Raw genomic sequence first — 12,326 nt, 5'->3', positions numbered from 1 at the left:
GCTCGACTTACTTGGCAGCCAACAACTCCGGAACATAAAGGCGGATCACCTCGTTACTGTCTGGCACGCCCAGCGTCCGGCCCGCCGAAAATGGCAAGTTATTGTCGTTTGAAACAAGGATATGATCCTCGCCATCGCGCAGGACACTCTCGATAGTGACAAACGGGAAAACAAATTTACCATCTTCTACCTGCCCGCTGGTGTCGCCCATCCGGCTGATCCCGTCAGGATCTGAAATATCCATCAAATCAATCTGCGCCAAGCGCCGCACAAAGCCCTCGGCGTCGATCTGCGCGGTGTCAATCAGGGTCACGCGCTTTATCAGTGCGGGGGCATCGAAACAGTCCCCTGCTGCACCTGCAGCACAAGCTGCTGACACATGCCCCTGCCCGCCATCACGCTCAATCACCAGCGCGCGCGTATCATCGATAAAGTTGAAATCACCGATCGCCACCGCCCCTTCAGTCAGCGCAAACTTAAAACTATCCCCAGTCCAGCGACGTGCATCGGGATCAAACGCCAGCACCCGCAGATAATTGCCCTCCGGTGCTCCCGTCTCGTCCAGCATCGGCTTTTCCAACATACCCCAAAGTGTTTTCTTGTCCGGCGTGAGGGCCAAACCTTCGTACCCGCCGGAGCCGGGCAGCTTCCAATCCACACCCGCCTGTGCTGTCGCACGCAGTGCCGGATGATCGGGTGAGCGCAACTCCTTGCCGTCTACCATCGTCGGGTAGACCCCTGTAACCTTACCCTCCAGTGTGGCAGAAATTAGGTAGGGGCCGAACTCCTCCCCGATCCAGACAGTGTCGCCGACAATCTGCATCCCTTCGAGATCAAAATCCGCGCCCGTCAGGTAGCGTGTCTCGGAGCCGTCGTGAACAATGCGGAACGGTGCAAGGCGGTCAGGATCATGCAGCCAGATCCGCTCTTCTACAGCGACAGTTCCCTCGTCAAAGTTTGGCGAAATACGGGTAAATCCAAGCAGCGCATCCGAGCTGTTCGCCTTAGTTCCAAACCCGTTATCAATCAGCGCATACAGGCTATTCTCCGCGCCACGTTGCGCGGCATAGCCCGAAAAACCCTGTAGCGGTTGCCCGAAAAACGGTAGCATCAGCCCGTTGATCTCAACCGATTGCGGCGCGGCGATGGCGGCAGGGCCATTGGTATATTTCCCAGAAACCCACGTTTCGGCGGGCGCATCCGCGGGCGGTGCCGAAAATGAGAATGCGGGGATAACAGCATGCCCTGCAAGGGTTGCTGGCATCATCTCCTGCGCAGCAACAGGCAGCGCCATAAGCGCGGTTGTGCAGGCCGTGATAAAAGACGTGGGATACATCGGGACTTCTCCAGTAAAAGCAAACATGAGCCTGCAAATACTGCCCCCCCTATGTAACGGCATTCTTGCGATCAGGTGAAGCTTTGGCAACGTAACCGTGACAGTTCTGCGTCACTCAAGGCCTGACTTCACATAAAAAAGGGGCCGGCACCTATGCGCCAGCCCCCTCATGCCAATTTGACTATACTTAGTTCAGTGCGCCATCCGTGATGACGCTTGTCCATGCGCCCTCGGGCTGCTTGGAGATCACCGGATCAGATCCACCTGCCAGCAGCGTATCCACCGTGCGCTGGAAATCCGCCTCGGCCAGTGCGCCGTTGGATCCCGCAGTGAGCTTGGCCACTTCTTCCATCATCCGCACCTGCGCCTCTTCGGACTGTGCACCGGTCTCGTCATTCTCGATGATGATTGCACCTGCTTCTGCAGTATTCTCTTCCGCGTATTTCCACCCCTTCATGGACGCACGAACAAAGCGGGTCATTTTGTCGACGAACACTTCGTCCTTGAGGTTATCCTCAAGCACCCAGATGCCATCTTCCAACGTGGCAACACCCTGATCTTCGTATTTGAACGTAACCAGTTCCTCAGGGTTCACACCAGCGTCCAGAACCTGACCATATTCATTGTAGGTCATCGTCGAGATGCAGTCCGCCTCGCGTTGCAACAGGGGATCGACGTTGAAACCCTGCTTGAGGACAGTAACACCCTCTGCGCCGCCATCTGTCGAAATGCCCGCTTGGGACATCCAACTCAGGAACGGATATTCATTGCCGAAGAACCAGACACCGATCGTCTTTCCCTTGAAATCCTCCACCGACGTAATGCCGGTGTCCTTCCAGCAGGTCAGCATCAGGCCGGATGTCTTGAACGGCTGTGCGATGTTAACCACCGGCAGCCCCTTTTCACGCGCAGCCAGCGCCGATGGCATCCAGTTGAGCATTGCATCCGCGCCACCACCGGCCAGAACCTGCGGCGGTGCAATATCTGGACCGCCTGGAAGGATCGTTACATCAAGCCCCTCTTCCTCGTAAAACCCCTTATCCTGGGCCACATAATAGCCCGCAAACTGGGACTGCGTGACCCACTGCAATTGCAGTGTGACGGTGTTAGCATGGCCATCCGCAAAAACAGGCGTTCCCGCCAGTCCTGCGGTGCATGCCGCCGCGATCATAAATCTCTTCATCTTTCGACCTCCAAGTCGGTTGGTTAATACAAACGCCCCGTTTGTCGGGGTCATTGTTATCGTTGCGACGGGTGCCAAAACGTCACCCGCTTTTCGATCAGCGTTACAAGGCCATAGAACGCGCTTCCCGCGATGGCCGCCACAACAATCTCGGCCCAGACCATGTCCAGCGCAAGCTGCCCGAAGCTCGTAGATATCCGAAACCCCATCCCCACCGTGGGAGAGCCGAAAAATTCGGCAACAATTGCGCCGATCAACGCCAGCGTGGTGCCGATCTTGAGGCCATTAAACATAAACGGCAACGCCGCAGGCAGCCGCAGCTTGAACAATGTCGGCCAATAGCCCGCAGCATAGGTCCGCATAAGATCCCGTTGCATGCCGCTTGTGTCTTTCAATCCTGCCACTGTGTTCACAAGAATCGGAAAGAACACCATCACAGCGACCACCGCCGCTTTGGATTCCCAACCGCTGCCGAGCCATTTCACCAAAATAGGCGCTGTCCCAACGATCGGCAGTGCCGCCATGAAACTCCCCACTGGTAGTATTCCGCGCGTGAGGAAATCCGACCGGTCAGCAAGCACTGCAATGCCAAAGGCGCCCACCATCCCAACCAGATAGCCAACCAACGCCCCCTTTAGTACGGTCTGCCGAAAATCCGCCCACAGGATTGGACCCTCCTGAATAACACGTGCAGCAACCGACGAAGGCGCTGGCAGGATCACAGGGTTCACTTCGAATCCGCGTACCATCATCTCCCAAACTATGACGATCGTCAGACCAAAAATTGCAGGTACAATAATCCGCACCGCAACTCCGTCTGAATTTGGTCCCTGCGATAGCCACACATTCAATAGCCATCCAGCGCCCCAGATTATCAATCCTAGCAGTACGTACATCATGCCACAGCCATCCCCATGCGCCGCAACGTGGCCCTTTCGACCGCGCTGAAAAGCGCCACTAATGCTGCGGCCGTCAATGCAGCTGCGAACAATGCTGCCCAACTCACCAGTGGCTGCCCATATTGGTCGCCCACCAGCATTCGCGCGCCAAATCCGGCCCGCGCGCCCGTGGGCAGCTCCGCCACAATCGTACCTACCAAAGACGCCGATATTCCAATTTTGAGCGAGGCGAACAAATATGGCGCAGAGGCGGGCAACCGCAGTGCCCAAAACCCCTGTGCCCCCGATGCGTTATAGGTCCGCAACAAATCCAGCTGCATTGCAGAGGGGCTGCGCAAGCCCTTTACCATGCCCACCACAACGGGAAAGAACGACAAGTAGGCAGCAATCAGGGATTTTGGAAACAAGCCCTGAACCCCCATGGAGCCGAGAACCACAATAACCATTGGCGCCAGCGCCAAAATCGGGATCGTCTGGCTCACAATTGCCCAAGGCATGACAGACCGATCCATCACCCTGCTATAGACAATTCCGACCGCCAGCAGCACGCCCAGCGCCGTCCCGATCACAAACCCCAACAACGTCGGCGCGAGCGTAACCCAGCCGTGATACACTAGCGAGCGGCGCGAAGTCACCTTCTGCCCGAAAATAGTATCCACCATTTCACCAATCACCTGCTGGGGGCTGGGCAATCTTGGCCGCTGGAAATCATAGGTCAGCGGCACCAGATGCAAATTACGCACCGCCAATCCCGCTCCGCTAAATTCCTGCCGCTCCATTGGCGTTTCAGGTACGACCACTGCTCCGTCCCGCTGTGCCTGATCCGCCACCAGATGCATATTCATCGGGATCACGGCCAAAAGCCAGAACCCGACAACGGCTGCCAGAACAGTAAGGACAGGCAATATATTCCTCACGCCGCTGCACCTTTTATTTTACCCCTAAAAGCCAGCCTTGCAGCCGCTGCATGAAGTAGCCATTCATATTGCACTGCGCTGGAGGGCGGGCGGGGCGTCGCGGCACACGCGCGACGAACGTCATTTATTTCAACACTAATCATCCGAATGTCCCGCCCGCAGCCCCTCACGCACACGGTGCGCAATCGCCAAAAACTCGGGACTTTCCCGTATCTCCAAAGGCCGCTCTTTTGGCAGCGTACTCTCGATCACATCTGATATACGACCCGGTCGCGGACTCATCACCACGATCTTCGTACTCAGATAGACTGCTTCGGGAATCGAATGCGTCACAAAAGCGATGGTCTTTTCCGTCCGTGCCCAAAGCTTCAATAACTGCTCGTTCAGGTGGTCCCGCACAATCTCGTCCAGCGCGCCAAACGGCTCGTCCATCAACAAAAGGTCAGCATCAAAACTAAGCGCCCGCGCGATGCTTGCCCGCTGCTGCATGCCCCCGCTCAACTGCCACGGAAATTTGTTCTCGAATCCGCTCAGCTCCACAAGCTCAAGTACCCGCGCCACACGCTCGGCCTGCTCGGCCTTTGGAACTCCCATAATTTCGAGCGGCAGCCGGATATTCCCGCCGATCGTACGCCAAGGATACAACCCCGCCGCCTGAAACACATAGCCGTAAGCCCGCGCTTCACGCGCTTCACGTGGAGAGACCCCATTAACCGTAATCTCACCACCCGTTGGCTGCTCCAAATCCGCCATCACCCGCAAGAATGTCGTCTTGCCACAGCCGGAGGGACCGATGAAGCTAACGAAATCACCCTGATTGATATCCAGATCAACGCCTTTGAGGGCATGAACAGGGCCGTCATTTGTCTGGAATGTCAGGTCAAGGTTCCGAGCACTGATAACTGCGGTCATATCGCTGGCCTCCGTGCGGCCAATGTTGGCTCCTTTCGGGTCGAATTTATCTTCTGCTCCCCCTCGCGCCGAACAACCTGGCGTTCAAAAACCAGAATGTATCCCGTTGCCAATGTCCAAAGCCCGAGCGTAACCACCAGTAGCAAAATACGGAAAACCCAGATGATCAAGTTCCGGTTCTCCGGGATAACTTCCGCCAAATTCCATCCATCCCTGTTTTTCGCCGCTATTACTTTTTCCAGCCGCGCGAACTGGCTGCCCACAACCAACCCTAATATGCCACCCGTATAACTCACACGCGCAAGCGAATTTTCTTTTTGAAATTCCATGTCCGGCTTTATATCCCCGCCGGAATGTTCAGTGGATCACGCTTGATCATTTTCGGCGCGTTCAGCTCTTTCCATTTACTCAATGCAACGTTTGCGCTCGGAAATGCGGGCCGCGGAATAAAACGCCCGCGTCCCGGATTGGGTTGTGAGTTCTGCCCCCAGGCCCAGATCACTTCACCACGACTCAGAGTAAAGCGGCTTTGCGCGCGCACTTCAAACCCCTCGAACACGTTATAATCCAGCACAGAATGATGGTTCGCTGGCGAAATCGTCTTGGTAATTTTTGGATCCCACACAACAATGTCCGCATCCGCCCCCTCAACCAGCGCCCCCTTGCGCGGATAGATGTTCAAAATCTTCGCCACATTTGTTGAGGTCACCGCGACAAATTCATTCATCGTCAACCGCCCCGTCTCAACGCCTGTCGTCCACAGCACGGCCAAGCGTTCCTCCAGACCGTTAGACCCGTTCGGAATGATCCGGAAGTCATCACGCCCCGCTCGCTTCTGCTCCGTGCTGAAGGCTGCATGGTCTGTCGCTACAACCTGCAACGATCCTGCTTGCAGACCAGCCCAGAGACTGTCCTGATGGTCCTTGCTTCTGAACGGCGGCGACATCACCCGCCGCGCGGCATGGTCCCAATCCTTATTGAAATACTCGCTCTCGTCGAGAGTCAAAAACTGGATCAACGGCTCGCCATACACCCGCATTCCCTTTTGCCGCGCACGGCGGATCGCCTCATGGGTCTGCTCGCAAGAGACATGCACAATATAGAGCGGCACACCGGCCGTATCCGCAATCGTTATCGCACGGTTCGCCGCTTCGCCCTCCAACTCCGGCGGACGCGAATAGGCATGCCCTTCAGGCCCCGTAATCCCCTCGTCAAAATACTTCTGCTGCAACTCGGCCACCAGATCGCCGTTCTCGGCATGCACCATCGGCAGCGCACCCAACTCTCGGCATCGCTTGAAGGACGCGAACATCTCATCGTCCTCAATCATCAACGCGCCCTTATAGGCCATGAAGTGTTTGAACGAGTTCACACCCATGTCCACGGCGTCTTTCATCTCGTTAAAGACGTTCTCGTTCCAGCCGGTAATCGCCATATGATATCCGACATCACTGCAAATCTGCGGCGCAGATTTCCGGTGCCATTCATTGATCGCATTCTTGATCGAGCCATCAGCACCGGGCAGGCAGAAATCCACAATCATCGTGGTACCGCCGCAGGCCGCAGCCCATGTTCCGCTCTCAAACGTCTCGGCGGCGGTGGTCCCCATAAACGGCATCTCAAGATGCGTATGCGGATCAATCCCGCCGGGGATCACATAAGCCCCCTCCGCATCAATATACTCGTCGCCCTTAAGATCCTCGCCAATGCGAACGATCTTCTCGCCCTCAATCAGGATATCCGCTTTCCACGTCCGGTCCGCTGTGACGACTGTGCCGCCTTTGATTACCTTACTCATTCCTATCTCCCGTCTGTCTTTCTTGGCCTTAAATTCTCCGGTACCGGAGGCCGGCCCCAGTCCAAACCTGAAACCTAAGGCTTACCCAACAATTTCTGCCGTCTCCAGCACCGCATGGAGCAACACATCCGCCCCCGCCATGGCCCACTCCTTGGTAATTTCCTCCGCCTCATTGTGCGACAGCCCGTCCACACAAGGGCACATCACCATCGCCGTAGGTGCCACGCGATTAATCCAGCATGCATCATGCCCAGCGCCCGAAATCAGGTTCATGTGGGAGTACCCCAACCGCTCCGCCGCATTGCGCACCGCAGTGACACAGCCATCGTCAAAGGCAACTGGATCAAACCCACCGACCTTCTCGAATTCAATCTTCAGCCCCATCGTATCGGCCACAACTTGCCCTTCGACACGCAGCCTCGCTTCCATATCCTCAATCACTGTTAGATCAGGCGAGCGGAAATCGACCGTGAAAACCACACACCCCGGGATCACATTGCGCGAATTCGGGAAAACATCGATATGCCCTGCCGCCCCGACCGCATGGGGCGCATGACTCAGCGCAATTTCCTCAACCTTTTCAAGGATTCGCGCCATACCAAGCCCAGCATTACGCCGCATCGGCATTGGCGTGGATCCCGTATGCGCATCACGTCCCGTCACGGTGACCTGTATCCATGACAGGCCCTGACCGTGCGTAACGACGCCAATATCCTTACCCTCGGCCTCCAGTATCGGCCCCTGCTCGATATGCAACTCGAAGAACGCATGCATCTTCCGCGCGCCCACTTCCTCGTCGCCGCGCCAGCCGATCCGCGCAAGCTCGTCCCCGAATGATTTGCCCTCCGCATCCTTCTTTGCGTAGGCCCAGTCTTGGGTGTGAATGCCAGCAAAAACACCTGATGACAGCATCGCAGGGGCGTAGCGTGTCCCCTCCTCGTTGGTGAAATTCGTAACCACAATCGGGTGCTTTGTCGTGATCCCCAGATCGTTCAGGGTACGCAACAGTTCCAGCCCGCCCAATACGCCCAACACACCATCATATTTGCCGCCTGTCGGCTGCGTATCCAGATGCGATCCCACATAAACCGGCAGCGCATCAGCGTCCGTGCCCTCGCGCCGAGCAAACATGTTGCCCATCTGGTCAAGGCCCATCGTGCATCCCGCTTCCTCACACCACTTCTGGAACAAGGCCCGCCCCTCTGCGTCCGCATCCGTCAGCGTCTGGCGATTGTTGCCGCCCGCCACACCGGGGCCGATCTTTGCCATTTCCATCAGGCTATCCCAGAGGCGGTCTGCATTAATCTTAAGGTTTTCTCCGGGGGCTGGCATCGGCTGCTCCTGTCTGTGCTGATCTGTTGGACGATCAATTTTTTACCAATTGGTCAATGGACGATTGCGCCTGCCTTCCTGTCTGTCAAGTTCTGCTTTAGAAAGCGGCACAGCACTTCTGACATTCTGCCTATTTTCCCAGCACAAAGCGGAGCCCACCCTTGCCAGACACTCCCGCCAAAAAACCGAGCCGCATCCAGACCCGCAACCGCCGCCTGATCCTCGATGCCGCCCTCGACGTGTTCTCTACAGACGGTTACGGCGGTGCCACACTAGACGCGATCGCAAAAGGAGCAGGTCTGAGCAAACCCAACCTCCTTTATTATTTTGACGGTAAGACAGAGATTTATGTAACCCTGCTAAGTCAGCTTCTGGAGACATGGCTTGATCCCCTGATCGAGCTTGACCCAGAGGGCGATCCCATCGAGGAACTGCTGGGGTACGTCCGCCTCAAATTAGATATGGCGTTAGAGTTGCCTGCCGAGAGCAAGCTGTTTGCCGGTGAGATCCTACAAGGTGCACCCCGTATGACCGACCACCTCAAGGACGATCTAAAACCCCTGTTCGACCAGAAATGCATCGTCATACAGCACTGGATTGACACAGGCCGCATCGCGCCTGTCGATCCTGCGCATCTGATCTTTTCGATTTGGGCAACGACCCAGCACTATGCCGACTTTGGCGCGCAAGTGTCTGTGCTGCTGGGTGGAGATGACCCCTCGCTGCGGGCGGGTGCGCATCTGGAAATGATGTTCCGGAAACTTCTGGCACCCGTTATCCAATAAATTACCTTTGCTCGCCGCATTAACGTTCTGGCAACAACGGTTGCACCTTACTGCGGCCGACGTCAGCCCTTACGCAATCAAGCCTGTGGGCGAAAGCTTGGGCACGAGCCGCGGCTCCGCCAACGGCGGCAAATCTGCACAAAAAAGCGACACCTACTGACAAGCGCCAGTTTTCCCGAAGCATGCCGAGCAAGCTGCCCGCATGACGCCCCTTAAGGCTGCGCCGATGTCGGCTGTACCAACACAAACCCGACAGCGGGGCACTGAGGCGACCCCGCCGCAGCACCGGACGGGCCCAAGCCCGTCCGAGATTGAATGTTACGCACCTCCCGACCCACATCAACCCCGCCGATCCTTCTGGCTGCGTTATCCTACGCAACACGCAAGACAACGGAATGACCGTTCACTCCGCTGCGGTTGCGGAGGGGTTGTTGGGGTGGGTCGTCCAGTTGGCGTAGACGTCCTCAACAACCTTGCCGGTGCGCGGATCGGTACTCCCTTTGGGCATCTCGACCATGGTGATACAGTTCTCTACCGGGCAAACCTCGACACAGAGGTTGCACGCCACACATTCCTCTTCAATCACTGTAAATGTGCGATCCTCGGACATGGCAATCGCCTGATGCGAGGTATCCTCGCAGGCAGCGTAGCAGCGCCCGCAACTGATGCAATCATCCTGCGAAATCTGCGCTTTGGCGATGTAGTTGAGGTTCAGATACTGCCAGTCAGTCGTGTTCGGCACTGCTGCGCCCATGAAGTCCTGAATTGATGTATGGCCTTTCTCGTCCATCCATTCCGACAGACCGCTGATCATTTCCTGAACAATTTTGAACCCATAGGTCATTGCGGCTGTACACACCTGCACGTTGCCACACCCCATGGTGATGTATTCTGCCGCATCACGCCATGTTGTCACGCCACCGATGCCACTGATCGGCATGCCCGCCGTGGCCGGCGCCCGCGCAATCTCGGACACCATGCTCAGGGCAATCGGCTTGACTGCCGGACCGCAGTAGCCGCCATGTGTGCCTTTTCCGTCAATGCTCGGGTGCGGGCTCATCGTGTCCAGATCTACCGACACGATCGAGTTGATCGTATTGATCAAGCTCACCGCATCCGCGCCACCGCGCCGTGCTGCCTCAGCCGGTTTGCGCACGTCTGTGATATTCGGCGTCAGTTTTACGATCACAGGCTTGCTGTAATACTGCTTACACCAGCGTGTGACCATTTCGATGTATTCCGGCACTTGCCCCACGGCAGCGCCCATGCCCCGTTCCGACATGCCATGCGGACAGCCAAAATTTAGTTCAATCCCGTCTGCTCCAGTGGCTTCGACGAGAGGTAAAATATCTTTCCATGCCTGCTCCTCGCAGGGGACCATAATGCTCACGATCATCGCGCGGTCAGGCCAGTCTCGCTTGACCCTCGTGATCTCGTCCAGATTTGTCTGCAAATCACGGTCAGTGATCAGCTCAATGTTATTGAGCCCCAGCACACGGCGGTCTGCCCCGTGGACTACGCCGTAGCGAGGGCCATTCACATTGACGACAGGCGGCCCTTCCATACCCAGCGTCTTCCAGACCACTCCGCCCCATCCCGCCTCAAAGGCGCGCCGGACGTTATATTCCTTATCTGTCGGCGGCGCCGAGGCCAGCCAAAAAGGATTGGGGGATTTGATCCCCAGAAAATCGGTCGTCAGATCAGCCATCTTATAAGCCCCCAGTCAAAACTGCATGAATATCCATTGCGGCATCGCGGCCCTCGGCCACAGCCGTCACCGTGAGGTCATCTCCGCCCGAGGCACAATCGCCACCAGCCCAGACACCTTTGATGCTGGTGCGCCCAGCGCCATCCACAGCGATCTTCCGCCCCTCCAGCGCAGGAAGAGCATCCCCCTCAAGCGTCTGGCCAATCGCCTTAAAGACCTGATCCGCAGCAAGGCGCAGCGTCTGGCCGGTCGGCTTCATATCCGGCCCCACATAGTCAAATTCGATCTCGCGCACAGATCCATTTCCATGCACGGCCTTTGGCGTCGCATGGGTTACAATCCGCACACCCTTGCTGGCCGCAAGATCCTGCTCGAAGACACTCGCGTTCATCGCCTCGCGCCCGCGCCGGTAAACCAGTGTAACGTTGAGCGCGCCGAGCAGTTTGGATTGCACTGCTGCGTCCACCGCTGTCATACCACCACCTATCACAACCACATCACGGCCCACAGGAACCGATGCGACATCGCCCGCCTGCCGCAACTCCGCGATGAAATCCACCGCATCCAATACGCCATTCTTATCGTCACCCTCGACCCCCAGCGCGTTTACGCCGCCCAGACCGATGGCCAAAAATACCGCATCAAATTCCGCCTGCAGTGCCCCGAGGGTCAGGTCCGCACCCAGCGCCTTGCCGGTCTCGACCTTGATTCCGCCGATCTTAAGCAGCCAATCCACCTCGCCCTGCGCAAAACCGTCAGGAGTTTTATAGGTGGCGATTCCATATTCATTCAGCCCGCCCGCTTTGGGCCGCGCATCATAAACCAGAACATCATTCCCCAGCATCGCCAGCCTGTGTGCCGCAGCCAGACCCGCAGGCCCAGCACCCACCACGGCAATTCGTTTACCAGTGGCCTCGGCCCGCACAAACGGATGAATGCCCTGGGCTTGCAAATGATCTGTGGCAAAGCGTTGGAGCTGACCGATCAGCACCGGTTTGCCCTCTGCCTCCTCGCGAACACAGGCCTGTTCACACAACTGCTCGGTAGGGCAGACCCGCGCACACATCCCGCCCATAATGTTCTGGCTCAGGATCGTTTTCGCGGCCGCATCAGGTGTGCCCGTGGCGATCTGGCGGATGAACAAAGGGATGTCGATGTCGGTGGGACAGGCCGTTATGCAGGGCGCATCATGACAGAAATAACACCGGTCTGCTGCGACCAGCGCCTCATGTCGGTCAAGGGGCGGATGCAGGTCGCCAAAGTGCGCCTCGTATGTCGCTGGCGCCAGACGCCCCGCCATCACGCCTGGTTCAAAAACCTTATCTGTCATCTGCTGATCCTCTGCCAATATCCGTTCCTCTGGATAAACGCTGGCACAGGTCTATTTTTTTATCAACTGGTAAAATTTAAGCGGGGGCGCAGTAAATTGTGACTGCCCAAGAAACAGGCAGTCACC

Annotated in this window: 11 protein-coding genes; 1 reads left to right on the top strand and 10 read right to left on the bottom strand. The window is 57.0% G+C overall.

Features of this window, described 5'->3' with window-relative positions; translation table 11 throughout:
- Positions 1–7 precede the first annotated feature (7 nt).
- From C8N30_RS10065 to C8N30_RS10030, 8 genes are all read right to left on the bottom strand, one after another.
- Entirely contained in the window at positions 8–1,336 is a 1,329-nt protein-coding gene (locus C8N30_RS10065; protein WP_025064380.1) for an esterase-like activity of phytase family protein, read from the bottom strand.
- A gap of 187 nt (positions 1,337–1,523) precedes the next feature.
- Positions 1,524–2,519 carry an ABC transporter substrate-binding protein gene (locus C8N30_RS10060; RefSeq protein ID WP_025064379.1) on the bottom strand — a complete coding sequence of 332 codons (996 nt, stop codon included), beginning with the start codon at positions 2,517–2,519 and terminating at the stop codon, positions 1,524–1,526.
- A 56-nt stretch (positions 2,520–2,575) separates the two neighbouring features.
- Entirely contained in the window at positions 2,576–3,418 is an 843-nt protein-coding gene (locus tag C8N30_RS10055; protein WP_025064378.1) for an ABC transporter permease, read from the bottom strand.
- Positions 3,415–4,335, bottom strand: a complete 921-nt coding sequence (locus C8N30_RS10050) for an ABC transporter permease (RefSeq protein WP_025064377.1) — start codon at positions 4,333–4,335, stop codon at positions 3,415–3,417. The genes C8N30_RS10055 and C8N30_RS10050 overlap by 4 nt, the downstream gene beginning before the upstream one ends.
- 135 nt (positions 4,336–4,470) lie before the next feature.
- Positions 4,471–5,247, bottom strand: coding sequence for an ABC transporter ATP-binding protein (locus tag C8N30_RS10045; protein ID WP_025064376.1), 777 nt, complete (start codon positions 5,245–5,247; stop codon positions 4,471–4,473).
- Positions 5,244–5,576 (bottom strand): hypothetical protein, encoded by a 333-nt coding sequence (locus C8N30_RS10040; protein ID WP_025064375.1) that lies wholly within the window; start codon positions 5,574–5,576, stop codon positions 5,244–5,246. Before C8N30_RS10040 ends, C8N30_RS10045 begins: the two co-directional genes overlap by 4 nt.
- Before the next feature lie 8 nt (positions 5,577–5,584).
- Positions 5,585–7,045: a dihydropyrimidinase gene (gene hydA / locus C8N30_RS10035; RefSeq protein ID WP_025064374.1), complete on the bottom strand. Its 1,461-nt coding sequence runs from the start codon at positions 7,043–7,045 to the stop codon at positions 5,585–5,587.
- Between the two features lie 81 nt (positions 7,046–7,126).
- Positions 7,127–8,377: a Zn-dependent hydrolase gene (locus tag C8N30_RS10030; protein WP_025064373.1), complete on the bottom strand. Its 1,251-nt coding sequence runs from the start codon at positions 8,375–8,377 to the stop codon at positions 7,127–7,129.
- Positions 8,378–8,538: 161 nt separating this feature from the next.
- Here C8N30_RS10030 and C8N30_RS10025 point away from each other — a divergent pair, with 161 nt between their 5' ends.
- Positions 8,539–9,162, top strand: a complete 624-nt coding sequence (locus C8N30_RS10025) for a TetR family transcriptional regulator C-terminal domain-containing protein (protein ID WP_025064372.1) — start codon at positions 8,539–8,541, stop codon at positions 9,160–9,162.
- A 403-nt stretch (positions 9,163–9,565) separates the two neighbouring features.
- Here the strand turns inward: C8N30_RS10025 and preA are convergent, their stop codons facing one another.
- Positions 9,566–10,870 carry an NAD-dependent dihydropyrimidine dehydrogenase subunit PreA gene (preA, locus tag C8N30_RS10020; RefSeq protein ID WP_025064371.1) on the bottom strand — a complete coding sequence of 435 codons (1,305 nt, stop codon included), beginning with the start codon at positions 10,868–10,870 and terminating at the stop codon, positions 9,566–9,568.
- A 1-nt stretch (position 10,871) separates the two neighbouring features.
- Positions 10,872–12,200 carry an NAD(P)-dependent oxidoreductase gene (locus tag C8N30_RS10015; RefSeq protein ID WP_025064370.1) on the bottom strand — a complete coding sequence of 443 codons (1,329 nt, stop codon included), beginning with the start codon at positions 12,198–12,200 and terminating at the stop codon, positions 10,872–10,874.
- Between the last annotated feature and the right edge of the window lie 126 nt (positions 12,201–12,326).

The sequence above is a fragment of the Sulfitobacter guttiformis genome (assembly GCF_003610455.1).
GTDB classification, from domain to species: domain Bacteria; phylum Pseudomonadota; class Alphaproteobacteria; order Rhodobacterales; family Rhodobacteraceae; genus Sulfitobacter; species Sulfitobacter guttiformis.
This window is presented reverse-complemented; position numbering and strand designations above follow the sequence as displayed.